The following is a 23995-nucleotide window of genomic DNA, read 5'->3' as shown; positions in this document are numbered from 1 at the left end:
CGCACGCGGGCAACCACACGATTGTATTACAGCCCGGAGGCGTACGACGACACGGTGGCGGCGGACAGCTCGCGCGCCACGTCGCTCGTCGGACCCGGCTCCGGGACGAACACCGCCTCGCGATAGTAGGCGAGCTCGCGAATCGACTCGCGGATGTCGGCCAGCGCCCGATGTCCGCCGTCTTTCGTGGGCGCCTGGAAGTAGGCGCGCGGGTACCAGCGACGCGACAACTCCTTGATGCTCGACACGTCGACATTGCGGTAGTGCAGCCAGCGATCGACGCGCGGCATGTACCGTGCGAGGAACATGCGGTCCGTGCCGATCGTGTTTCCGGCCAACGGCGCCTTGCCCTCCGGCACGAAGCGCTGGATGTACTCGAGGGACTGGAACTCGGCCTCTGCGACGCTCACACCATGGGGGATCTCCTCGAGGAGTCCCGACGTCCGATGCATCTGAGTAACGAACTCGTTCATGTGATCGAGTGCCGAAGCATCCGGCTTGATGACTACCTGGAAGCCGGGATCGAGAATGCGAAGCTCATAGTCGGTCACGATGATGGCGATCTCTACCAACTGGTCGACAGCCAGGTCGAGCCCGGTCATCTCGCAGTCGATCCACACGAGACGGTCGTTCTCCGCTGTAGCCACCATGGGGCCCATCCTAACGACGGGATGCGACGTCTATGCCGGTTGGAGGCCGGTGGCGGTCCCTCCAGGAGGATTCGAACCCCCGACCTGGCGGGTAGAAACCGCTCGCTCTATCCACTGAGCTATGGAGGGAAGTGGGACCTCTCTACCGTACCGTTCACACGCGGCCGAACCCCACCCATGGCGCAGCACTCGCTACCGGCGTAGCGTACGAGGCGTCGAAAGGAGTGCGTGATGACCACCATTGCGACATCGACCCTCTGGCTCGCCTACGGCGCCGACGGTCAGGTCGTCGGCAGTATCCGCCGCGCGAACGGGGAATACACCGTGACGATCGCAGGAGCGTCTTCGTCGGTCGGCACCTACCCCTCGATGGACATCGCCAAGAGCGCGCTTCACGGACACCTGCCGCCAGGATCAGATTGGCCGCGCTTCCGCGAGCACTGACCAGCTCTAGCTCCCTCGCGGGCTACGGGTGCGGTCGTGTCAGACAGTCGCGTCTGAGGGCTGCGTGACGGGTCGGATGATCGGTGGCCGCCGATCGAACCAAGGCAGCGTCATGTGCACCGCCGGGCCGATCAGGACCGCGAACAGGACCGTCCCGAGGCCCACCGTGCCTCCGAGCAGCCACCCGGCCACGAGAACGGTGGCCTCGACGCCGAGCCTCGCCGCCCAGATCGGCCAGCCGAAGCGTGCGTGGAGTCCGGTCATCAGGCCGTCGCGAGGGCCGGGGCCGAAGCGTGCCCCGATGTAGAGACCTGACGCCAGCGCGACGATCGCGACGCCCCCCAGGAAGACGAGTAGCTGCGCGACGAAGCCCTCCGGCGCAGGGAGGAGATCGATCGCGAACTGCATGGCCGTCCCGACGAGGAGGATGTTGGCGATCGTGCCGACGCCGGGCCGCTGGCGAAGCGGGATCCACGCCAACAGCACGAGGAACCCCACGATGTTCGCGACCCAGCCGATGCCGATGCCCGTCTGGCGGGAGATCCCCTGCGCGAACACCGTCCACGGATCGAGCCCGATGCCCGCTTCGACCATGACGGCGCACCCGACGCCGAAGAGGACGAGGCCGAAGAGCAGCTGCGCGAATCGAAGCACCATGAAGACATCCAATCGCACAATTGGACCTTGCGTCGCAGTCCAATTGCCCTATTGTGGCCCCATGGACTCGAGGATCACGGCGCGCACCCTCGCTCATTCTCTGGGCGGTTGGCGCACGCGCGAGCCGGCCTACGAGGCCCTCGCCGACGGCATCCGTCTCCTGTGCCTCGACAATCGACTGGCGCCGCGCACGGCACTCCCGGCCGAGCGTGAACTTGCCCACGCGCTCGGAGTGAGCCGCACGACTGTCGCCGCCGCGTACCGCAGTCTTCGTGAGTCCGCCCACATTCAGAGCCTTCGCGGGTCGGGGAGCGTCACACTCCCGCTCGGAGGGAGGGCTCACGGCCGAGGGAACGTCGGCGAGGACGAGATCGATCTGACGCAGGCCAGTCCCGCAGCCTGGCCGGGGCTCGCGGGGGTGATGAGCGACGTCGCTCAAGATGCGGCGGCACTGGTGGCTCGGGCCGGCTACGACATCATCGGCTCCGCGGAGCTGCGTGCGGCGATCGCGGACCGCTACGAGGCCCGTGGCATCCCGACCTCGCCCGACGAGATCTTGGTGACGACAGGGGCGCAGAGCGCCATCCACCTCCTGTCTCAGGCTCTCGTGAGAAGAGGCGACAGAGCTGCTATCGAGACTCCGACCTACCCTCATGCCGCCGAGGCACTCCGCGCGGCGGGCGCGCGCCTGGTCAGCATCCCCGTGCATGTCGAGGAAGGGTGGGACCTCGATCGCGCCACGCAGGCGCTCTCCCGCACCCGCCCCACCCTCGCCTACCTCATGCCCCAGTTCCACAATCCGACGGGTCGCACCATGACGATGGCGGAACGCGCTTCCATCACTCGCGCGGCCGTGGACGCAGGGACGACCATCGTCATCGACGAGACGACCGCTGAGCTCGCTATCGAACCGAAGCCCGTCGACCCCGCGACATGGGAGACGGCCTCGCTGATTCGGGTCGGATCGCTCGGCAAGACCGTGTGGGGCGGGCTGCGGATCGGCTGGATCCGCGCTGACCGCGACCGTGTGCGGGAGTTTGCAGCCCTCCGCCCGCCGCGCGAGCTCGGCACACCGGAGTTCGAGCAGGCGGTGGCGACACGTCTCCTTCCTCGGATGCCGGAGATCTTGGCCCAACGCTCGCTCCTCTTGCGTAGCGGACGCGATGCACTGGTGGACGCGCTGCGCGAGCGCCTGCCGGAATGGCGCGTGCCCATGGCTGCCGGGGGCGTGTGCGTGTGGCTGGAACTGGACGCTCCGCTCAGCTCCGGACTGGTGATCGCGGCCCGCACACACGGCGTACATCTGTCGGCGGGCCCGCGATTCTCTCCCGAGGGCGGACACGAACGACAGCTCCGCATCCCGTTCACGGCACCACCAGACCAACTGCGCCGCGCTGTCGACGTTCTCGCCGAAGTGTGGCCGGCCGTGCGTGCGGCCGCTCCCATCGCGGCGGCGGCACCTATAGGGGCTGTCGTCTGACGATCGTTCAGCGCGACCATCGCAGGCAATCGACTGCCTCGTCAGGGTTCCAGAAAGCGCCCACCTCGATGAGCCCTCGCGCCCGGGCAGAGAATCGCAGGGCGACGTAGCGGAAGTCGCCTCCGTCGTCATCCACACGGATGTGGCCGATGATGCGGCCGTCGTGCGACGTTGCACGCCACAGACGTGCTGTGGCGCGAAGCAATCGGACGGCGCCGATTGTCGCGGGAAGACGAGCGGCGTCTGCGGTGGCGATCACGGTCATGTCGGTTCCCCCTTCTCTCGTCGAATCGAACATAGCTTCGACTTCCGACACCCGCGCGCTCGGCTTCTCCCCAAGGGGCCGATCGGCCGGTGAGTCCACAGTGCGTCACCGCATGCCCTCCTGACGGAGTCGCGGGTGCAAATCTCGATCACGTCGGGATGAGCCCGAAAGAAGAGGAGATCGAGAATGAGCGATCACATCACAGTGGTAGGGACCGTCGTCAACGATCCGGAGCGGCGCCAGACGAGCGCGGGCGTGCCGATCATCAACTTCCGACTGGCGAGCAACGTCCGTCGTCGTGACGAAGCGACGGGGACGTGGGTCGACGGTCACACCAACTGGTACGCGGTCTCTGCCTACCGCGGGCTGGCGGAACACGCGCTCGAATCGGTGCGCAAGGGGCACCGCGTGATCGTCTCGGGCTCCTTCAAACTCCGGGAGTGGGAAGCCAACGGCAGGCAGGGGGTCGCCGCCGAGATCGACGCGGTCTCTCTCGGCCATGACCTGTTGTGGGGCACGACGGTCTATCGGCGTTCGGCGGAGTCGTCGCCCGCCGGGCCGAACGCAGGCGCGTCGACGGCAGGGGAAGCCGAGTCGGCAGTCCATGCCGATCTGTCAGGGTCATGGGCGCCGGTGCCGGGGGAGGAGGGGACGCCGTACTGAGGCGGGCAGTGACGCGTCCTAGACTCGGTCCGTGCATCGCCACCCGAAGTCCGCGCGCCCGAAGTCGCGCCAGCCCGCTCGCCGAGGCATGCTCGTCGCGTGTGGCGTTGTGGTCATGGCGGTGACGACGGGGTGCGCGCCGACCGCACCGAACGCGTCGACGACACCTTCGGCCAGCCAGACAGCGAGCGCGCCGACGCCGACTCCCTCACCCACGGGCCCGGCACTCGTCCCTGACGGCGACGCGAGCGACAACCTGCCGCTCTTCACCGAAGTCATGGATGCCGTGTGGGACACCGATGACCGCGTGAAGGGACGCGCATACATCGACGCGTTGGTCGAGGCCGGCTTCGACAAGGGCGACATGGAGGTGACGCGCGACAAGACGTCGGTGGGACTTGCCGCCGACAGCATCCAATTCTCGGTCCGATGGGACGACGAGTGCATCGTGGGTCAGGTCGGCCCGTCTACGAAGCGTCCCACCGCGGTCGTGCTGCCTACGCTGCCGACCGGCGCCTGTCTGGTGGGGGAGACGCGGCCCATCGATTGGTGACACGCACCGTAGACTTGGTCCGTTATGGCTGAGTACATCTACTCCATGGTCCGTGCCCGCAAGGCGGTCGGCGAGAAGCTCATTCTCGACGACGTCACGATGGCGTTCCTCCCCGGCGCGAAGATCGGTATGGTCGGCCCGAACGGTGCCGGCAAGTCGACGATCCTCAAGATCATGGCCGGCCTGGATCAACCGTCCAATGGGGAGGCGAAGCTCTCACCGGGCTTCAGCGTGGGCATCCTCATGCAGGAGCCCGAGCTCGACGAGTCCAAGACGGTCCTGGAGAACATCCAGGACGGCATCGCCATCAAAGCCAAGGTCGATCGTTTCAACGAGATCTCCGGCCTGATGAGCGACCCCGACGCCGACTTCGACACGCTGCTGGCCGAGATGGGGACGCTGCAGGAGGAGATCGACGCGGCTGACGCATGGGACCTCGACTCGCAGCTCGAACAGGCCATGGATGCCTTGCGCACCCCACCCGCCGACGCTGCCATCGCACCGCTGTCGGGTGGTGAGAAGCGTCGTGTGGCGCTGGCGAAGCTTCTCCTGCAGAAGCCCGACCTCCTCCTGCTGGACGAGCCCACGAACCACCTGGATGCCGAGAGCGTGCTTTGGCTGGAGCAGCACCTCACCTCGTACAAGGGCGCGGTCATCGCGATCACCCACGATCGGTACTTCCTCGACAACGTCGCGGAGTGGATCGCCGAGGTCGACCGCGGCCGCCTCATCGGCTACGAGGGCAACTACTCGACCTACCTGGAGAAGAAGGCCGAGCGTCTCGACATCCAGGGCAAGAAGGACGCCAAGCTCGCCAAGCGCCTGAAGGACGAGCTCGAATGGGTGCGCTCCAGCGCGAAGGGGCGTCAGACCAAGTCGAAGGCCCGACTGGCCCGCTATGAAGAAATGGCAGCCGAAGCCGAGCGCACGCGCAAGCTCGACTTCGAAGAGATTCAGATCCCCGCTGGTCCGCGCCTCGGAAGCGTCGTCATCGAGGCGAAGAACCTGTCGAAGTCGTTCGGCGACCGCAGTCTCATCGACGGCCTCAGCTTCAGCCTTCCCCCGAACGGCATCGTCGGCGTCATCGGCCCGAACGGTGTCGGCAAGACCACGCTCTTCAAGACCATCGTCGGGCTCGAACCGCTCGACGGCGGCGACCTGAAGGTCGGCGAGACGGTCAAGATCAGCTACGTCGATCAGAGCCGTTCCAACATCGACCCGCAGAAGACGCTGTGGGAGGTCGTCTCCGACGGCCTGGACATCATCACCGTCGGTAAGACGGAGATCCCGTCCCGCGCGTACGTATCGAAGTTCGGCTTCAAGGGACCGGACCAGCAGAAGAAGGCCGGCGTCCTGTCCGGTGGCGAGCGCAACCGCTTGAATCTCGCCCTCACCCTCAAGGAGGGCGGCAACCTGCTCCTCCTCGACGAGCCCACGAACGACCTCGACGTGGAGACGCTGGGTTCGCTGGAGAACGCGCTGCTGGAGTTCCCCGGGTGCGCCGTCGTCATCACCCACGACCGGTGGTTCCTCGACCGGATCGCGACGCACATCCTCGCCTACGAGGGCACCGACGCGAATCCCGACAAGTGGTACTGGTTCGAGGGCAACTTCGAGGCCTACGAGGCGAACAAGGTGGAGCGCCTCGGCGCCGACGCCGCCGCCCCGCACCGGTCAACCCACCGCAAGCTGACGCGTGACTGACATGCCGCACGTTCCGGAGGCTGGCGGCAGCACCGCCGGCCTCCGGCTCCACGTCCCGATCCACCTCCGCTGGGGCGATCTCGACGCGTTCAACCACGTGAACAACACGTCGATGCTGAAGCTCCTGGAAGAGGCGCGCGTTCGCGTGTTCTGGGTGCCCGAGTCGGGCGACACCGCCCCGAGCACGGCGGTCATCGAGAGCGGCATCGCCGCGGGCGTCCTCACACTCATCGCCCGGCAGGAGATCGAGTACCTCGCCCCCGTGCCGTACCGACGCGAGCCGCTGGACATCCAGATGTGGTTCGGCAAGATCGGCGGATCGAGCATCGAGGTCTGCTACGAGGTCTACAGCCCGGCCGCAGACACTCCTCAGACTCTGTACGCCCGTGCGACGTCGGTCGTCGTGATGGTCGATGCCCGCACGGGTCGCCCGCAGCGCCTCACCGACACCATGCGAGACGCGTGGTCGCCCTATCTCGGAGACCCGCTCGTCTACGGTCACCGACGCTGAGCGGTCACCGCATCACGGCACGCGCACCATGATCTCCTGCGCGACCGAGGCGACGAGCTCACCGTCCCTGGTGAAGAGCCGCCCCGTGGACAGTCCCCGCCCGCCGCGCGCACTCGGGGACTCCTGCACGTACAGGAGCCAGTCGTCGGCTCGCGCGGGTCGGTGCCACCACATCGCATGGTCGAGGCTGGCGACCTTGAGTCCTTGGCGCGCCCACGTCACCCCGTGAGCGCGCAGCACCGGCTCCTGAATCGTCAGGTCGCTCAGGTAGGCGAGTACCGCGCGGTGCAGCGCAGGGTCGTCGGGAAGAGTCCTTCGTGCCCGCATCCATACGGCCTGTCGCGGCTCGGCGTCCGGTAGATCGGCGCCATACAGGTCGCCGCTGACGTGCAACACCTCGATGGGACTCTCATCGAGCAGCCGCCGGCTCATCGGATGAAGGGCAGACGTCTCACGTGCCTGTGCGACCTCCCCGGGCGAGGGGATGCCGTCCGGCATCCGATCCTGATGCTCGAGCCCAGGATCCTCCCGCTCGAAAGAGGCGATCATCGAGAAGATCGGCACGCCCTCCTGGAACGCCTGCGTTCGGCGCGTGGAGAAGGAGCGCCCGTCGTGGATGCGGTCGACGGAGAAGGTGAGGCCCTGCGTGGCGTCGCCCGGACGTAGGAAGTAGCCGTGCATCGAGTGCGGGACACGATCGTCGGCGGTCGTCCGGTCGGCCGCGACGATTGCTTGCGCGAGCACCTGGCCGCCGAAGATCCGGCCGCTCGGCATCGGATGCGAGGCCCCCGTGAAGATGTCCTCCGTCGTGCGAGCCGCGCTCGACGCGAGATCGAGCACCGCCAGCATCGCGTCGACAGGATCGAACTCGCTCGACATCTCATCTCCGATCCGGCGCCCCGACGGCACCCGTTGGTAGTTTAGGGCGGGTGTCGTCCCGTCTCCTGTTCGCCGATCCCTTCGCGGCATCCGACGCGCTCACGTTTGCGCAGCGCGCGGCGCGGCTCGGCGACGGGCTCGTGCGGCTCCGTGCCGAGAGTGGCATCGTCGGCGTGTCGTCGGCGCCGCTGGCGCCCGAATCGTTGCTGGACGAGACGCCCACGATCCTCGGCATGAGGTTCCTATCGGTCGACCCGGAACTCGTGTGCGATCTCGTCGTGGAGGCGGCGAGCCTGACGGCCGACGACGCATCCACGACGTCTCTGGTGCTCCCCGACACTTCTCGCTCCGCTCCGTGGGCGGGAATCTCGCCACCCCGTGGCGGTTGGGAGATCTCCGGCGAGATCACCGCCGCAACGCTCGCCGCCCGGGCGCAGCACGGCATCGCGGAGGTGGCGGAGTCAATGCCGTCGGAGCCCGGCGCCGACGTGGTGCGTGCGGTGCGGGCTCGCGTGTGGGGACGCAACGACGACGACCTCACAGGCCTTCCCCTGGGTGTCGCCTTCGCGGCCTTCTCGCTGGGGTTCATCGCGGGGGAAGAGACCGCGACGATCCGCCGCAGCGGCCCCTGGACGCGCCTCAGCCTGTCCCGCGGTCACGTGCTGACCCGCAGCACCGTCCGAACCGGACTCACCGCGGTCCGCGCGACCGGCGCTGCGGGCTGACGACCTCAGCCCGCAGCCGCCGCGCGTCCTGCGATCCGTCCCGAGAACAGACATCCGCCAAGGAAGGTCCCCTCGAGCGCGCGATAGCCGTGAACGCCGCCCCCGCCGAACCCGGCCGCCTCGCCTGCTGCATAGAGGCCGGGCACCGGGGATCCCTCGGCGTCGAGCGCGCGCGCAGACAGGTCGGTCATCATTCCACCGAGCGACTTGCGCGTGACCACGTGCAGTTTCACGGCGATGAGCGGGCCGGCCGACGGGTCGAGCAGCCGGTGCGGCGACGCGGTGCGAATGAGGCGATCCCCGCGAAACGCTCTCGCCGATCGCAGCATCGCGATCTGCGCATCCTTGGTGAAGTCGTTCGCCATCTCCCGGTCGCGCGCGACCACCTCTTCGCGCACTCGGTCACCGTCGAGAACGTCGCCTCCGGGCAGAGCTCGCATCCCGTCCACCAGTTCATCGAGCGTGCGCTTCACGACGAAGTCCGCACCGTGGTCGAGGAAGGCCTGCACGGGCCCCGATGCGCCCTTGCCGAGGCGTGACTTCAGCAGCAGCCGGACGTCCTTGTCGGTCAAGTCCGGGTTCTGCTCGCTGCCCGAGAGGGTGAACTCCTTCTCGACGATGGACTGCGAAAGCACGAACCACGAGTGGTCGTGACCGGTAGCCCGCAGGTGGGCGAGGGTGCCGAGGGTGTCGAAGCCGGGGAAGAGCGGCACGGGAAGCCGACGGCCGGTGGCGTCGAGCCACAGCGACGACGGGCCAGGGAGGATCCGGATGCCGTGAGAGGGCCAGATCGAGTTCCAGTTCTGGATGCCTTCGACGTAGTGCCACATTCGGTCTCCGTTGATGAGCCGCGCTCCGGCCGCTTTCGCCACGGGCTGCATCGATCCGTCGACGTAGGCGGGCACGCCAGCAAGCATCGTCGTCGGCGGCGTACCGAGACGTTCGGGCCACTGGGCACGAACGAGTTCGTGGTTCCCGCCGATCCCACCCGACGCGACGATCGTGGCGGATGCATCGATCTCGAACGAGCCGACGACGTCACGAGCAGAGCGCACGCCGCGCGGTGCCCCGGAAGGCGCGAGCACGTCGCCGCTCGCTCCGACGACGGTGCCGTCTGCAGTCGTCAGCGCGGTCACCCGGTGGCGCGGCAGAACGACGAGCCGTCCGGCCGCTTCCGCCTCCTCGACGGCCGCCTGGAAGGGAGCGACGACACCCGGGCCCGTGCCCCAGGTGACATGGAACCTCGGCACCGAATTGCCGGGCCCCGTGGCGGTGTAACCGCCGCGCTCCGCCCAACCGACGACAGGGAAGAACCCCACGCCCCGCTGGCGCAGCCAGGATCGTTTCTCGCCGTGTGCGAACTCGAGGTAGGCCTCCGCCCAGCGACGCGGCCACGCGTCCTCGTCCCGGTCGAATCCCGCAGTGCCGAACCAGTCCTGGCGTGCGAGCTCGAGAGAGTCGCTGATGCCCATGCGCCGCTGCTCTGGCGAGTCGACGAAGAAGAGGCCCCCGAACGACCAGAACGCCTGACCACCGAGGTTGGTCCTCGGCTCCTGGTCGACGATGACGACCCGCCGACCGGCGCCGACGGCCTCGGCGGCCGCGACGAGACCGGCAAGGCCCCAACCGATGACGAGAACATCCGTCGAGTGGCGTGTTGTCGCGGCGGCAGCGGTCATGACGACTCCTTCGTCGTATCCGGATGGAGGGGGAGGGCGCCTGCGGGTCGGTCCCCCTGGGCGGGCCCGATCCCGGTCGGCTCGAAGGTGTTCACCATGGCGAACGCGGCCCGCTGGAGGTAGTCCCAGAGGGTCGCCTCGTGGAGAGGCGGAAGCTTCAGCTCGTCGACGGCGCTCCGCATGTGGGCCAGCCAGCGGTCCCTCGCGTCGGGGTTCACATGGAAGGGCATGTGGCGCATCCGAAGCCGAGGGTGACCCCGACGCTCGCTGTAGGTGGTCGGTCCGCCCCAGTACTGCTCCAGGAACAGCGTCAGCCGCTCCGCCGCCGGGCGCAAGTCCTCTTCCGGATACATGGGGGCCAGCACCTCGTCGCCGGCGACACCACGGTAGAAGGCGTCGACGAGGCGCACGAACGTGTCGTGCCCACCCACTTCCTCATAGAAGCTGAGGCGTGCGTCGTCACTCATGCGGACGGATCCTTCGTTTCGTCCGTCGGCGGTACGGCATCCGTCGTGCCCTTCCGCTTGGGCCGCCACACCGGCTTGGCATCGGGCGCGGCCACCGGCGTGGGCTTGGTCTTGGGCGGGTTCGCGCCACGCACGCGCTGCGCGCCCTCCAAGCCGGACAGCGTGATGGAGTTCAGCTGCGGAAGCGTGATCCCCATGTCGTCCATCGCGCGCTTGAGCCGCATGCGCAGCTCACGCGCCACATCGTCCTTCGCGTTGGCGCGGGTCTTCATCACGAGACGGATGACCAGAGCATCGCCCGACACGGACTCCAGCCCCCAGACCTCCGGCTGCTCGATGACGCGCGTACGCCACTTCGGGTCTTTGGCGAGCCCCTTCGCGGAGTCGAGCATCGCCTTCTCGACGTCTTCGATCACGGCATTCGCCGGCACGGCGAGATCGATGATCACGCGCGACCACCCCTGGGACATGTTCCCGATCCGCGTGATCTCGCCGTTCCTCACGTACCAGAGGGTGCCGTTCACGTCGCGGACATGGGTGATCCTCACGCTCACGTACTCGACGATCCCGGTCGCCAGGCCGAGGTCCACGACATCGCCGATTCCGATCTGATCCTCCGCGACGATGAAGATTCCGTTGAGGACGTCCTTCACGATGTTCTGCGCTCCGAAGCCGAGGCCGGCGCCGATAGCGGCGGACAGGAGGGCGAACGAACCGAGAATGTTCTCGTTGATCACCTGGACGGACAGGAACAGCGCGATGATCACGAGTGTCACGTTGACGATGTTCTGCAGGATCGTCCCGAGAGTGCGCGTGCGCTGGACCAGGCGCACCTGTGCGAGCGGGGATGCCTCGATGGCCCGCGTGTCATCGACGTTCGCCTTCGACTTCGCGCCGGCGACGATCCGCTTCACGACACGCCTGATAACGAGGCGGAGGACCCACGCCAGCAGGAGGGCCCCGACGATGATCGCGGCGATGCCCGCTGCCCGCAGGCCGATGTCGGCGGCTATGCGGCCGAGGTCTGCCCAGATCCCGGAAGCGGTCGCCGTGCTCGGGTCGGTGGAATCGAGTCTCATCGCCACGATCCTAGCCAGCGCCCGCTTCGAGGACGATGCGGATCAGCCGTTCTCGCCCGGTCGCGCGGCCGGTGCCCACTGATGGGCGAGGATCACGGCATGAATGCGGTCGCGGGCGTCGAGCTTGGCGAGCACCCGACCGACGTGGGTCTTGACGGTCGACTCGCCGAGGAACAGCTCACGCGCGATCTCCGCGTTGGTGAGCCCACGGGCGATGCCGTCGAAGACATCTCGTTCGCGTTCGGTGAGGACGACAGCGGGATCGGGACCCGTCGGGGGAGCAACGGCTGGGCCGAGGCGCTCGATGACTCTTCTCGTCACCCGCGGCGCCAAGACCGCGTCACCACGATGAACGGCGCGCACCGCGCCCACCAGCTCGGCCCGTTGCGCATCCTTCAGGAGGAAACCGCTCGCGCCGGCGTCGAGCGCGCCGAACGCGTACTCGTCGAGGTCGAAGGTCGTGAGCACCAGGACGTGGGTCTGGGGCAGTTCCGCGAGGATGCGTTCGGTGGCACGGATGCCGTCGAGCCGCGGCATCCGGACGTCCATCAGCACCACGTCGGGGCGGAGGCGGCGAGCTTCGGCGACGGCGCTCTCGCCATCGCCCGCTTCGCCCACGACGACGAGGTCCGGCTCGCTCTCCAGGACGAGCCGGAAGCCGACGCGAATCAACTCCTGGTCGTCGACGAGAAGGATGCGGACGGGATCGCTCATGGTCAGGGATGTCCTTTCGCTGGCTTCGAGTCAGTCGGTTCCTCGGCAAGGGGAAGGGAGGCGCGAAGGCGCCATACTGCGCCCTCGGGGCCGACGGTGAGCTGACCACCGGCGAGCTCGACGCGCTCGCGCAGTCCGCGAAGCCCGAATCCGCCGGGACGCGCCGCGCCGGTCACCCCGTCGTTGCGCACCTCCACGTCGACCGACTCCACGCCGACGGCGACAGTCACCGCGATCGTCGAGGCTGCCGGCGCGTGCCGCATCGCGTTGGTCACGCCCTCCTGCACCACGCGGCCGACGGCGAGGCGTATCGTGCGCGGCAGCTCGTCCAGGGGCCTGCCCAGCGTCGTGATCCTCGACGTCACCGGGAATCCCGCGGCACGGGCCGCTTCGATCGCGGCGCTCGCGGCATCCTCATCTGGGGGCAGGAGCGGCGCCTCTGGGTCTGACTCGTCCCGGAGCACTCCCAGCATCCCCCGCATCTCCTGGAGAGCGGCACGGGCGGTCTGGGAGGCCTGGAGGGTCGCCTGGCGTGCGCGTTCGGGGTCTGCGGTCGCGCCTGCTCCCTCGGTCAACGCGACGATCACCGTCAAGGAGTGCGAGACGATGTCATGCATCTCGCGGGCGATCCGCGCACGCTCCGCAGCGGCGGCGATCTGACCCTGCTGATCGCGTTCGCGAAGGAGCTGTCGGGAGCGGTCGATGATCGCTTCCACATACCGTTTGCGATTGCCGACGTTGACACCGACGAGTGTCCCGATCAACGCCAACGCGGCCTCGCCGATCACCGTGCTGACCGCAATCGGAAACTCGATCGTCGACGTCAGCACGAGCATCCCCGCCACCGCCGACAGCGACCCGATGCCCAATCCGAGACCCAGCCATGCCGCGCGCGACGATCGGTAGACGGCTAGCGAATAGCTGGTCACCAGCGGGAGCACAGAACCCACGGGCACCGGAGCGAAAAGGAAGGCGATCGCCAGCACGTAGGAGGCGACGAAAACGGAGAGCGTCCACGTCCTCCGACGAAGGAGCAGTGCCGAGCAGACGACGGTCAGCACGAGCAGGGGGACGGCGGTCGGGTGGAGCGGCCCGGTGCCGTCGGGACCGCGGAAGGTCGTCGGCGGTGTGAGCGTCAGGAGGAGGCACAACAGGGCGATGACGACGTCGGCGAGGACAGGGTGCCGTGACCAGAAGCGGCGGACGACCCCGGGCAGACGCGGCAGCCGCAGGTCGTCCTCCGGGGGAGGCGCACTGCGGCTGCGCGTCGACACGGCTCCGACTCTACGCGTCACGCGTGCGCAGGACCGCCCACGCACCGAGGAGCGCTACCGCGGCCCAGCCCAGGAGGGCGAGGAGGGCGGGCAGCGTGTCCTCCGCACCCACCGACGTGAGGGTTTGAGACGCGTTCGTCGGCAGGTACTGCCCGAGGTCTGTGACCCACGCCCATCCCTCCCCGAACATCGAGAAGAGGCTGACGACGATCGGGGCGACGAAGAGCACCCCCACGGTGGCGGCGATCGCTCCCGCCCCGCTGCGGATGATGAAACCGAACCCGACGCCGAGGAGAGCGAAGACCATCATCGAGAGAACCGCGTATCCCACCGGGATCAGGGAAGACTCCGCATCGGTCCACTCGATCGGCGTCGCCAGCAGCGGTGCCGTCGCCACGGAGGCGATCGCGAAGATGAGGGCGGACGAGACGGCCATGAAGGCCGCCATGACCAGCGCCTTGGCTGCGAGCACGATGCCTCGGCGGGGGACGGCCGTGAGGGTCGAACGGATCATCCCCGTCGAGTACTCCCCGGTGACCGCGATCGCGCCCAGGATGCCCGCCACGAGCATCGTGAACTGCAGCGGCGCGACGACGGCCATGACGGGTGGGAACCCGGGGCCGAAGTCGGCCGACGCGGCCGCCATGAGCAGAGAGATGCCGACCGACAGCACGGCGGCCACCGCAATCGACCACCAGGTCGAACGGAGGGAAACGAGTTTGATGGCCTCGCTCGACACGACGCGGAGGAAGCTCAAGCGGGCAGCGGGCGCCTCCACGGCGGTTCGATGTTCGACGGGTGCGGTGAGAGTCATGACAGCTCCTGAGGAGAAGTGGTGCGGTACTCGACGGCGTCGCCCGTCAGGGCGAGGTAGGCGTCCTCGAGAGAACCGCTGGTGGGAGTGAGCTCGTGAAGGGGGATGCCGGCCGCGGCGGCGGCATCGCCGATGGACGGCGCGGAGACACCCTCGATCTGGAGGACGCCCTCTCCGCTGCTGGTGACGGTGACGCCGGTGCCGGCCTGTCGAGACAGCACGTCCGCGAGTTCGCTCGCCCGCGGAGTGCGCACGAGCACGGTCGTCGCCGTCCACGCCGACACGAGTTCGGCCAGAGGCGCGTCGGCGAGCACCCGGCCACGGCCCAGCACGATGACGTGGTCGGCCGTCAGCGACATCTCGCTCATCAGGTGGCTCGACAGCAGCACCGTGCGGCCCTGAGACGCCTGGTACCGCACGAACTGCCGCACCCAGCGCACTCCCTCCGGGTCGAGTCCGTTCACCGGCTCGTCGAGGATCAGCGTGTGCGGATCACCCAGTAGCGCGGCGGCGATGCCGAGGCGCTGCCCCATACCGAGGGAGAACTTGCCTGCTCGCCGGCCCGCGACCGAGGCGATGCCGGTCAGTTCGATCACTTCATCGACGCGAGAGCGCGGAAGTCCGTGGGTGGCGGCGATCGCGCGCAGGTGCGCGCGCGCACTCCTACCGGTGTGAACGGCCTTGGCGTCGAGCAGCACACCGACCTCGGTCAGCGGAGCGCGCGACTCCCGGTACGGACGTCCGTTGACCGTGACCGCACCGGCCGTCGGCCGGTCCAATCCGACGATCATCCGCATGGTGGTCGACTTCCCGGCGCCGTTCGGGCCGAGGAAGCCGGTGACTTTGCCCGGCTGGACGGTGAAGGAGACATCGGACACGGCCGTGTTGTCTCCGAACCTCTTCGTGAGGCGCTCTGCAACGATCATGCTTCGACGCTACGGAACCCGGCCCACCCCGCACATCCGCCGTGGGTACCGCAACGCGCAGAGGGCATCCCCCCGAAGGAGGATGCCCTCTGCGTCGACGGTGGACCTACTGGCTGTCGCGCTCCTGCACCGACAGCGCCCGCTCCACGCCCGCCAGGTTCTCGTGAACGAGGCGACGCAGCGCCGGCGGAGCGTCGCGGTGCTCGTCGAGCCAGCGCCGGGTGGCGTCGCGCAGCTCGCGATTGGCGAGCGGCGCAGGATAGAGCCCCGTGATGAGGTAGTTGGCGATCTGGTAGGTGCGGCTCTCCCAGATCGGCAGCAGCATCGAGAAATAGTCGTCGACGAACGCGGACAGAGCCTCGACGCCCGCAGGGTGGACGAAGCCGAGCGCAGCGGAGCGGACGACGGTGTTCGGCAGATCCGGCGAGTCGACAAGCGAAGCCCATGCCTCCCGCTTCGCGTCGACGGTCGGCAGCGCAGCCCGCGCCTGAGCGGCGAACTCGCCACCCTTCGCAGTGTTGTCCGCCTCGAGCGCGCGATCGATCTCGGCCGCATCCACGGCGCCTCCTGCGGCGAGACCCACCAGGAGAGCCCACGACAGGTCGGCGTCGATCTCGAGACCCGGCAGCACCGTCTCACCGTCGCGGAGGGAGCGCACCTGCGCCGTCTGGGCAGACGTCGCCGCGGCCGACGCGAACGCCGTGACGAACTGCAGCTGACTGTCGCTTCCGGCTTCCGCATCCTGGGCCAGCTGCCACAGGGCGTCGGCGACCTTCACGCGGGTCTGCGTCCTCCGGTCCGGCGAGACGTAGGCGTTGGCTGCCAGCTGGAGCTGGGCGAGTGTCGTGCGTACGGTGGTCGACTCGGTCTCCGCGCCGATGTTGCGCAGCACGAGGTCGACATAATCGGATGCCGAGGCCTCGGCATCCCTCGTCTGATCCCAGGCGGCACCCCACACGAGGGAGCGCGCGAGGGGGTCGCTGATCTTGCCGAGGTGCGCGATCGCCGTGCTCAGCGAGGTGTCGTCGAGACGGATCTTCGCGTAGGCGAGGTCCTCGTCGTTGAGCAGCACGAGGTCGGGGCGACGCAGACCCACGAGGTCGGAGACCTCGGTGAGGTCGCCGTCGACGTCGACCTCGATGTGGTGGGTACGCACGAGGGCGTCGCCGTCGAGCGAGTAGAAGCCGACCCCCAGGCGGTGCGGGCGGATGGTGGAATAGTCCGCCGGCGCCGTCTGCACGACCGCGAAGCGGGTGATCGTGCCGCTCCCATCGGTCTTGATCTCGGGCGAGAGGGTGTTCACGCCCGCCGTCTCCAGCCACTTCTTCGACCACGTCGTCAGCTCGCGACCGCTCGTCGCCTCGAGCTCCCGCAGGAGGTCGGACAGCTCGGTGTTGCCCCAGGCGTGCTTCTGGAAGTACGCCGCGACGCCCGCGAAGAACTCCTCGATGCCGACCCACGCCGCGAGCTGCTTGAGCACCGAGCCGCCCTTGGCGTAGGTGATGCCGTCGAAGTTCACCTGCACGTCTTCGAGGTCGTTGATCTCCGCGACGACGGGGTGCGTGGAGGGGAGCTGGTCCTGACGGTAGGCCCACGACTTCTCCATCGCGTTGAACGTGGTCCATGCCTCGGTCCACTCCGTCGCCTCGGCCGTGGCGATCGTGGAGGCCCACTCGGCGAACGACTCGTTCAGCCAGAGGTCGTTCCACCACTTCATCGTGACGAGGTCGCCGAACCACATGTGCGCGAGCTCGTGGAGGATCGTCACGACGCGACGCTCCTTGACCGCGTCGGTCACCTTGCTCCGGAACACGTAGGTCTCGGTGAAGGTCACCGCGCCGGCGTTCTCCATCGCGCCGGCGTTGAACTCCGGCACGAAGAGCTGGTCGTACTTCGCGAACGGGTAGGGGAACTGGAACTTCTCCTCGAAGTACGCGAATCCCTGACGCGTCTTGTCGAAGATGTAGTCGGCATCGAGGTGATGCCAGAGGCTCTTGCGGCCGTACACGCCGAGCGGGATGACTCGGCCGGAGGCGCTCGTCAGCTCGGAGAAGGTCGCCTCGTAGGGACCCGCGACCAGAGCCGTGATGTAGGACGAGATGCGCGGCGTCGGCTCGAAGGTCCACGTCGCCGCGCCGTCACCGGCATCCACCGGCTCCGGCGTGGGGGAGTTGGAGACGACTTTCCATGCGGCAGGTGCCGTGACCGTGAACTGGAAGGTCGCCTTGAGGTCGGGCTGCTCGAAGACGGCGAACACGCGACGCGAGTCGGGCACCTCGAACTGCGAGTAGAGATAGACCTCGCCGTCGACAGGGTCGACGAACCGGTGAAGGCCTTCGCCCGTGTTCGTGTACAGGCAGTCCGCATCGACGATCAGCTCGTTGTCGGCTTCGAGACCGTCGAGCACGATGCGGGCGTCCGCGAAGGCGGACGCGTCGATCGAGCGGCCGTTGAGGGTGATCTCGTGCACCGAGCGGGCGATGAGGTCGATGAACGTCGAGGCTCCCGGGGTGGCCGAGAAGCGGACGACGGTGCGCGAGCGGAACACCTCCGGTCCGGTCGCCAGGTCGAGGGCCACCTCGTACGAGGCGGTGTCGACGAGGGCGCGGCGCTCCTGCGCCTCGCTGCGGGTGAGATTCTCTCCAGGCACGTACGTGTCTCCCAAGGGTCAGGGTGGATGCCGCGGGCAGGCGCTGCTGGCGCCGGCGGCAACCCGACCAGCCTACGCGGAGGCTGCCTCTCGACGCACATGGCTGCGGGCGTGCTCGATCGCGTCGGGCAGCGTGACGAACAGGTGACGATGGTCACGCAACGAGGCGAGGACACCCACCGTGCGGAACAGGTCTTCATGCCGAGGCTGCACCCCCTTGATCAGCACGGTCACCCCGCGACGCTCCAGGAGCTGGACGATGTCGCCGAGGATGCGGGCGCCCGTGGCGTCGACGACCTCGAGCTGGCTCATCCGGAGGATCACGACAGACACGTCCCGCACCGCCGCCATCTCTTCCCGCACGCGGTCGGCCGCGGCGAACAGCAGCGGACCGTCGAACCGCATCACCGCGATCCGCTCATCACCGGGCAGCGCGTCCCCGTCGAGCTCCTCCCGATGGACTCCGGAGGCGCGCGACATGCTTCGGATCGCAACCACGCCCGCCAGGACGACGCCGATGACCACCGCCACGATGAGGTCGAAGGCGACCGTGATGGTCGCCGTGACGACGAAGGCGATCGCGTCCGAGCGTGTGGAGGACATGATGGCGCGGACGGTGCCGACGTGCACCATGCGGACGGCGGTCACCATCAGCACTCCGGCCAGCGCCGCGAGGGGGATACGGCCCACTGGACCCGAGGCGAGCAGCACGATCATCAACAGCACCACCGAGTGGAATGCGGCGGCGACGCGGGTGCGCCCTCCCGACCGCACGTTCAGCGCCGTCCGCGCGATGGCGCCGGTTGCCGGCATCCCGCCGAAGATCGCCGAGCCGACCGATGCGAGTCCCTGTCCGAGGAGCTCACGGTCGGGGTCGTACGCGCCGGTGTCGGCCATCGAGGCGGCGACGCGGGCCGAGAGCAACGACTCGATCGCGGCCAGCGCGGCGACGGTCACCGCCGGGAGGAGCAGTGCCGGGACGAGCGAGGGATCGACGACCGGGAGGGCAGGCGCGGGAAGGGAACCGGGGAGGCTCCCGATCACCGCGAGCGGTGTCGTCACCACCGACGCCGCGGCGGTGACGGCGACGATGGCGATCAGAGACCCCGGCACGGCGGGATGGATGCGGGGTGCGATCCACATCAGGGACGCGACGATGAGCGCGACGCCGGCGGCCCAAGGCAGATAGTGGATGTCGACGGCGGCGAGCGCCTGAACCGCGGCGACGATCGCGTTCGCGCTGTGCGCATCCGCCGGCAGGGGAGTCGCGGAGACGAGGCTCGGCACCTGCTGGAAGAAGATGATGACGGCGATACCGAGAGTGAAGCCCTCGATCACGGGCCAGGGGATGACGGCGACCACGCGTCCGAGTCGGAGCAGGCCCGCGGCGGCCACGATCGCGCCGGCGAGGAGTGTGACGACGAGCACCGCACCCGAGCCGTTCGTCGCGACGATCGGGAGGAGCACCACGGCCATCGCGCCCGTGGGGCCGGAGACCTGAACGGGGGAGCCGCCGAACACGGCAGCGATGATCCCGGCGATGATCGCCGTGACCAGTCCCGCCTCGGCGCTCAGTCCCGCACTCGCCCCGAATCCGAGCGCCAGGGGCAACGCGACGATGCCGACGGTCAGGCCGGACAGGAGATCACGGCGCCACGTGGTCCGGATGCCGGCGTAGTCGTGGCGCGACGGCAGGAGGGTTCGGGCATGCGCGATCGCACGCATCCCGCGACGCACGGATGCTCTGCCGCTCACGCGGAGGACCGATCGCCGATGACCGGGAGCGTGCGGGCGTCGGCCAGGAGCGCCCGTTCGTCGGAGAGGACGCCGATCAGCAGCTCGCGTGCCGTGGCCAGCAGTCGAGCCACCGCCGGATCGGCCAGGCGGTAGTAAACATGGCGGGCGCGGCGCTCACTGAGCACCAGGCGGTGCCGGCGGAGGACGGCGAGGTGCTGAGAGAGATGGGACGGCTCCAGTCCCGTCTCTTCCTGGAGGAACGCGACGGTGACCTCGGGTTGCGCGGCCAGCAGTTCGAGCACACGGATGCGGAAGGGATGCGCGAGCCCCTTGAAGAGGTTGGCTTTCACCTCGTACAGCGGGCGCTGGCGTGAGGATAGTGACATGATGGAACCATCATATGACGGTGAGCGGGGCGAGCTTCGCTCCTAGGATGGAAGCCATGCGCATCCACATCGCCACCGATCACGCGGGGCTCGAGTTCTCGACGCAGCTGCAGCACCATCTCGCAGCTCAGGGCCACGACGTCGTCGATCACGGCCCTGTGGAGTACGACCCGCTCGACGACTACCCGGCGTTCTGCATTCGCGCCGCCGAGGCCGTCGTGCGCGATCAGGCAGCGGGAGTGGAGACGCTCGGGGTCGTCTTCGGCGGCTCGGGCAACGGCGAGCAGATCGCAGCGAACAAAGTGCGCGGGGTGCGTGCCGCGCTGGTCTGGAACCTCGCGACCGCGGAGCTGGCGCGGGAGCACAACGACGCGAACGTCATCGCGATCGGTGCTCGGCAGCACACCTTCGACGAGGCCGTGTCCTTCATCGACCGCTTCATCGCCACGCCGTTCTCGGGCGAAGAGCGGCATGCACGACGCATCGCCCAGCTCGCGGCCTACGAGACGGACGGCACGCTCGCACCGGACCCCCGCGCCTGATGCCCGAGGGTCACTCCGTCCATCGCATCGCTCGACAGTTCGACCGCAACTTCGTGGGAAAGCTCGTGGCGGCATCCAGTCCGCAGGGGCGCTTCGCCGAGGGCGCTGCCGTGATCGACGGACGGACGGCATCCCGCGTCCGGGCGGTGGGCAAGCAGATGTTCCTGGAGTTCGACGACGACCTGTGGTTGCGTGTGCACCTGGGCATGTACGGGGCGTGGGACTTCGCGGGGGAGATCCTCGTCGACCCGACGATCGCCTCGGCGAACGGGCGCATGGGACAGACGAATCAGCGCGGTACCGAGCTGGAGCCCGTGCTCGATGCGGCGGGCGAGAATTCGCTCAGCTCCATCGGCGCGCCGCGGCGCGCACGCGTGCACGTGCGGATGAGCGAGCAGACCACCGGGTTGGGCGACGAGGACGCCCCGTGGCCCCCGCCCGTCGTCGGGCAGGTGCGCTTGCGTCTGCTCACCGACGTGACGAGCGCCGACCTCCGTGGACCGACGGCGTGCGAGCTGCAGACGCCCGACGAGGTGCAGGCGACGATCGCAAAGCTCGGTCCCGACCCGCTCGTGGACGACGTCGACGGGGGCGAGCAGCGCTTCGTGGAGGTCGTTCGACGCAAGCCCACGCCGATCGGTCTGCTCCTCATGGACCAGTCGGTGGTCAGCGGCATCGGCAACGTCTACCGTGCCGAGCTGCTGTTCCGAGCACGTCTGAACCCGCACACGCCTGGACGGGATGTCGCGGAGCGCACAGTGCGGTCGCTGTGGCGGGATTGGGTGCGTCTCCTTTCGATCGGGGTCGAGACCGGCCAGATGATGACGATGGACGATCTCGACCCCGAGGCGTATCGCCGCGCGATGGCGCACCGCGACGACCGGCACTGGGTGTACCACCGCGCGGGCCTGCCGTGCCGGGTGTGCGGAACGGCGATCGTGCTCGAGGAAATGAGCGCCCGCAAGCTGTACTGGTGCCCCTCGTGCCAGCGCTGAACAACACGTGAGGATGCCATGAGACAGAACCCCAGTTTTGCGATGACCGACGTCAGCGAGCTTCGCCGCATCATCGCGGAGCACCCCTGGGTCACGATCGTGAGCGACACGCCCGACGGTCTCGTCGCCTCGCACTATGCGGTGCTGCTGGACGAGGGGGCCGACGACCTCACGATCGTCGGCCATGTCGGCAAGCCGGACGACCTCATCCACGGACTCGGAGAGCGCGAGCTCCTCGTGGTCTTCCAGGGGCCGCACGGGTACATCTCGCCGGGGTGGTACCCGCCCGGTCCGAACGTGCCGACCTGGAACTTCGTGTCCGTCCACCTCGCCGGGGTGCCCGAGATCCTCAGCACGGAGGAGAACCTCGCTGTGCTCGAACGGCTGGTGGCGCGCTTCGAGTCGGCGATGCCCGGCCCGCGCCTGATGTGGGAGCCTCCCAACGACGAGGACTTCGTTCGTCGACTGGAGCGCGGCACCGTCGGGTTCCGCCTGCGCCCCACTCGCGTCACCGCCAAACGCAAGCTGAGCCAGAATCGACCCGACGAGGTCGTGGACACGATCATCGCGCAACTCGAAGACGGCGCCGGCCCCTACGCGGACCCTCGACTGCCGGGCGAGATGCGCCGAGCGCACGACGCGCTGCGACAGGCGCGGTCCACACAGGCGGAGAAGGGTGACGCGACGCGATGACGCACGATCGACTCTCCGGAGGCGAACACGCCGACGTCGTCACCGACGTGCACCTCACGGGCGCGGATCGACTGGACCCCTTCGGTGCGGACCCCGTCGACGTGCATCTTCGCGACGGACGGATCGTCGACATCGCGCCCGCCGGCGCGCTGCCCCGCACGGGGGCCGTGCTCGACGGGCAGGGCGGATGGCTCATCCCCGGACTGTGGGATCATCACGCCCACACCGTCCAGTGGGCGCTGGTCGCTCAGCGACAGCCGCTCGGTGAAGCGGAGTCGGCGGCGCACGCGGCACGCCTGATGGCATCCGCCGACGTCCTCGGCGACGGACGACGCGTCGGAACCGGGTTCCGTGACGCCCTGTGGCCGGATGCCATGACGCTCGCCGTGCTCGACACCGCAACGGGCGAGGTGCCCACCTACCTCATCAACGCGGACGTGCACAGCGTCTGGCTAAACTCGGCTGCCCTTCGCCGCGAGGGATTCGAGGCCGCTGACGGCGTGCTGCGCGAAGAGCCCGCCTTCGAGATCTCGCGACGCCTGAACGCGGCCGACCCCGCCATCGGCGACGCGCTCGTCGCCCGCGCCCTGAGAGAGGCGGCCTCGCGGGGCATCGTCGGGGTCGTCGACCTCGACATGGCGTGGAACGCCGAAGCGTGGGCGCGTCGCCTCGACGCAGGGTTCGACACGACTCGCGTCTCGTTCGGCGTCTATCCCGCGTTGCTCGACCGCGCGATCTCCGAGGGCCTGGAGACGGGCGACGCGCTCGACCCTGCCGGACTCGTGCGCATGGGGCCGTTCAAGGTGATCACCGACGGGTCGCTCGGCACCCGCACGGCGGCATGCTCCCACCCCTATCCCGGCGATCCCCACAATCACGGTGTGCTCACGGTGCCGCCCGACGAACTCCACGAGCTCATGACGCGCGCGACCGGCGGTGGCCTCGCGTGCGCGGTGCACGCCATCGGCGACCTCGCCAACACCTACGCCCTCGACGCCTTCGCGGCGACCGGCGCACGCGGCACGATCGAACACGCCCAGCTCGTCGCGCACGCCGACGTCACGCGCTTCGCCCGTCTCGGGGTCGGCGCGAGTGTGCAGCCCGAGCATGCGATCGACGATCGCGACATGACTGACACGATTTGGGCCGACCAGACGGCCATGCCGTACCCGCTGCGCGCCCTCGCCGACGCAGGCGCCAACCTGCTGTTCGGCTCCGACGCGCCGGTGTCTCCGCTGGACCCCTGGGCGGCGATGGCCGCCGCCGTGCACCGCACGCGCGACGGACGGCCGGCGTGGCGACCGGACCAGGGCGTCGACCCTGCGACAGCGCTCGCGGCATCCACCGCGGGGGGATCGAGCACCGGCAGCGCCCTCCACCCCGGGTCGCTCGCAGATCTGGCGGTGGTGGACCGAGATCCGCTCACCGCCGACGAGACGGCGATGCGGGCCACCCGCGTAGCGGCGACGCTCCTCGCGGGGCGTCTCACACACCGCGCCTGACAGCAC

Annotated in this window: 25 protein-coding genes and 1 tRNA gene; 11 read left to right on the top strand and 15 right to left on the bottom strand. The window is 68.7% G+C overall.

Features of this window, described 5'->3' with window-relative positions; all coding sequences use genetic code 11:
- Nucleotides 1-26 precede the first annotated feature (26 nt).
- Together orn and P0Y48_04665 are read right to left on the bottom strand one after the other, a co-directional pair.
- On the bottom strand, nucleotides 27-650 hold the full coding sequence (orn, locus tag P0Y48_04670) for an oligoribonuclease (protein WEK14501.1): 624 nt from the start codon (nucleotides 648-650) through the stop codon (nucleotides 27-29).
- Between the two features lie 56 nt (nucleotides 651-706).
- A tRNA-Arg gene (locus P0Y48_04665) sits at nucleotides 707-779 on the bottom strand.
- 102 nt (nucleotides 780-881) lie between these two features.
- Between P0Y48_04665 and P0Y48_04660 the strand changes: the two genes are divergently transcribed.
- Nucleotides 882-1094 carry a methyltransferase gene (locus P0Y48_04660; protein ID WEK14500.1) on the top strand — a complete coding sequence of 71 codons (213 nt, stop codon included), beginning with the start codon at nucleotides 882-884 and terminating at the stop codon, nucleotides 1092-1094.
- Nucleotides 1095-1133: 39 nt separating this feature from the next.
- Here the strand turns inward: P0Y48_04660 and P0Y48_04655 are convergent, their stop codons facing one another.
- Complete coding sequence (locus P0Y48_04655) at nucleotides 1134-1751, bottom strand: hypothetical protein (protein ID WEK14499.1); 618 nt, start codon at nucleotides 1749-1751, stop codon at nucleotides 1134-1136.
- Between the two features lie 61 nt (nucleotides 1752-1812).
- Between P0Y48_04655 and P0Y48_04650 the strand changes: the two genes are divergently transcribed.
- Nucleotides 1813-3231, top strand: a complete 1419-nt coding sequence (locus P0Y48_04650) for a PLP-dependent aminotransferase family protein (protein ID WEK14498.1) — start codon at nucleotides 1813-1815, stop codon at nucleotides 3229-3231.
- 7 nt (nucleotides 3232-3238) lie between these two features.
- On the opposite strand, the gene P0Y48_04645 is transcribed toward P0Y48_04650, so the two are convergent.
- Nucleotides 3239-3496, bottom strand: a complete 258-nt coding sequence (locus tag P0Y48_04645) for a hypothetical protein (protein WEK14497.1) — start codon at nucleotides 3494-3496, stop codon at nucleotides 3239-3241.
- Nucleotides 3497-3682: 186 nt separating this feature from the next.
- On the opposite strand from P0Y48_04645, the gene ssb reads away from it, so the two are divergent.
- The 4 genes from ssb to P0Y48_04625 are packed head-to-tail and all read left to right on the top strand — an operon-like array spanning nucleotide 3683 to nucleotide 6927.
- Nucleotides 3683-4159 (top strand): single-stranded DNA-binding protein, encoded by a 477-nt coding sequence (ssb, locus tag P0Y48_04640; protein ID WEK14496.1) that lies wholly within the window; start codon nucleotides 3683-3685, stop codon nucleotides 4157-4159.
- Nucleotides 4160-4190: 31 nt separating this feature from the next.
- On the top strand, nucleotides 4191-4712 hold the full coding sequence (locus tag P0Y48_04635; protein ID WEK14495.1) for a hypothetical protein: 522 nt from the start codon (nucleotides 4191-4193) through the stop codon (nucleotides 4710-4712).
- A 24-nt stretch (nucleotides 4713-4736) separates the two neighbouring features.
- Nucleotides 4737-6416: an energy-dependent translational throttle protein EttA gene (ettA, locus tag P0Y48_04630; protein ID WEK14494.1), complete on the top strand. Its 1680-nt coding sequence runs from the start codon at nucleotides 4737-4739 to the stop codon at nucleotides 6414-6416.
- A 1-nt stretch (nucleotide 6417) separates the two neighbouring features.
- Nucleotides 6418-6927 carry a thioesterase family protein gene (locus P0Y48_04625; GenBank protein ID WEK15007.1) on the top strand — a complete coding sequence of 170 codons (510 nt, stop codon included), beginning with the start codon at nucleotides 6418-6420 and terminating at the stop codon, nucleotides 6925-6927.
- A gap of 12 nt (nucleotides 6928-6939) precedes the next feature.
- On the opposite strand, the gene P0Y48_04620 is transcribed toward P0Y48_04625, so the two are convergent.
- Nucleotides 6940-7806, bottom strand: coding sequence for an acyl-CoA thioesterase II (locus P0Y48_04620; GenBank protein WEK14493.1), 867 nt, complete (start codon nucleotides 7804-7806; stop codon nucleotides 6940-6942).
- A gap of 50 nt (nucleotides 7807-7856) precedes the next feature.
- Between P0Y48_04620 and P0Y48_04615 the strand changes: the two genes are divergently transcribed.
- Entirely contained in the window at nucleotides 7857-8531 is a 675-nt protein-coding gene (locus tag P0Y48_04615; GenBank protein WEK14492.1) for a hypothetical protein, read from the top strand.
- Nucleotides 8532-8536: 5 nt separating this feature from the next.
- Here the strand turns inward: P0Y48_04615 and P0Y48_04610 are convergent, their stop codons facing one another.
- From P0Y48_04610 to P0Y48_04565, 10 genes are all read right to left on the bottom strand, one after another.
- Complete coding sequence (locus tag P0Y48_04610) at nucleotides 8537-10210, bottom strand: FAD-binding dehydrogenase (protein ID WEK14491.1); 1674 nt, start codon at nucleotides 10208-10210, stop codon at nucleotides 8537-8539.
- Nucleotides 10207-10677, bottom strand: coding sequence for a globin (locus P0Y48_04605; GenBank protein WEK14490.1), 471 nt, complete (start codon nucleotides 10675-10677; stop codon nucleotides 10207-10209). The genes P0Y48_04610 and P0Y48_04605 overlap by 4 nt, the downstream gene beginning before the upstream one ends.
- Nucleotides 10674-11756, bottom strand: a complete 1083-nt coding sequence (locus P0Y48_04600) for a mechanosensitive ion channel (protein ID WEK14489.1) — start codon at nucleotides 11754-11756, stop codon at nucleotides 10674-10676. The genes P0Y48_04605 and P0Y48_04600 overlap by 4 nt, the downstream gene beginning before the upstream one ends.
- 42 nt (nucleotides 11757-11798) lie before the next feature.
- Complete coding sequence (locus tag P0Y48_04595) at nucleotides 11799-12470, bottom strand: response regulator transcription factor (GenBank protein WEK14488.1); 672 nt, start codon at nucleotides 12468-12470, stop codon at nucleotides 11799-11801.
- A gap of 2 nt (nucleotides 12471-12472) precedes the next feature.
- Nucleotides 12473-13744, bottom strand: coding sequence for a histidine kinase (locus tag P0Y48_04590; GenBank protein WEK14487.1), 1272 nt, complete (start codon nucleotides 13742-13744; stop codon nucleotides 12473-12475).
- Between the two features lie 10 nt (nucleotides 13745-13754).
- Nucleotides 13755-14558, bottom strand: coding sequence for an ABC transporter permease (locus tag P0Y48_04585; protein ID WEK14486.1), 804 nt, complete (start codon nucleotides 14556-14558; stop codon nucleotides 13755-13757).
- Nucleotides 14555-15484 carry an ATP-binding cassette domain-containing protein gene (locus tag P0Y48_04580; GenBank protein WEK14485.1) on the bottom strand — a complete coding sequence of 310 codons (930 nt, stop codon included), beginning with the start codon at nucleotides 15482-15484 and terminating at the stop codon, nucleotides 14555-14557. Before P0Y48_04580 ends, P0Y48_04585 begins: the two co-directional genes overlap by 4 nt.
- A 106-nt stretch (nucleotides 15485-15590) precedes the next feature.
- Nucleotides 15591-18134 (bottom strand): aminopeptidase N, encoded by a 2544-nt coding sequence (gene pepN, locus P0Y48_04575; protein ID WEK14484.1) that lies wholly within the window; start codon nucleotides 18132-18134, stop codon nucleotides 15591-15593.
- Between the two features lie 72 nt (nucleotides 18135-18206).
- Complete coding sequence (locus P0Y48_04570) at nucleotides 18207-19859, bottom strand: SulP family inorganic anion transporter (protein ID WEK14483.1); 1653 nt, start codon at nucleotides 19857-19859, stop codon at nucleotides 18207-18209.
- 26 nt (nucleotides 19860-19885) lie between these two features.
- The gene (locus tag P0Y48_04565) at nucleotides 19886-20257 is read right to left on the bottom strand and encodes a metalloregulator ArsR/SmtB family transcription factor (protein ID WEK14482.1); all 372 of its coding nucleotides are present in this window, start codon (nucleotides 20255-20257) and stop codon (nucleotides 19886-19888) included.
- A 56-nt stretch (nucleotides 20258-20313) separates the two neighbouring features.
- Between P0Y48_04565 and P0Y48_04560 the strand changes: the two genes are divergently transcribed.
- Genes P0Y48_04560 through P0Y48_04545 form a run of 4 tightly spaced genes read left to right on the top strand, consistent with a single transcriptional unit; the run spans nucleotide 20314 to nucleotide 23989 of the window.
- Nucleotides 20314-20799, top strand: coding sequence for a ribose-5-phosphate isomerase (locus P0Y48_04560; protein ID WEK14481.1), 486 nt, complete (start codon nucleotides 20314-20316; stop codon nucleotides 20797-20799).
- A complete protein-coding gene (locus P0Y48_04555) occupies nucleotides 20799-21794 on the top strand; it encodes an Fpg/Nei family DNA glycosylase (GenBank protein WEK14480.1) in 996 nt (331 codons plus the stop codon). The genes P0Y48_04560 and P0Y48_04555 overlap by 1 nt, the downstream gene beginning before the upstream one ends.
- Nucleotides 21795-21812: 18 nt before the next feature.
- Nucleotides 21813-22487, top strand: a complete 675-nt coding sequence (locus P0Y48_04550; GenBank protein WEK14479.1) for an FMN-binding negative transcriptional regulator — start codon at nucleotides 21813-21815, stop codon at nucleotides 22485-22487.
- Nucleotides 22484-23989 (top strand): amidohydrolase family protein, encoded by a 1506-nt coding sequence (locus P0Y48_04545; GenBank protein ID WEK14478.1) that lies wholly within the window; start codon nucleotides 22484-22486, stop codon nucleotides 23987-23989. The genes P0Y48_04550 and P0Y48_04545 overlap by 4 nt, the downstream gene beginning before the upstream one ends.
- Nucleotides 23990-23995 lie beyond the last annotated feature (6 nt).

This window comes from Candidatus Microbacterium phytovorans (genome assembly GCA_029202445.1).
Taxonomy (GTDB): domain Bacteria; phylum Actinomycetota; class Actinomycetes; order Actinomycetales; family Microbacteriaceae; genus Microbacterium; species Microbacterium phytovorans.
Note: the sequence above shows the minus strand (reverse complement) of the source record. Positions and strands in the feature narration are given on the sequence as shown.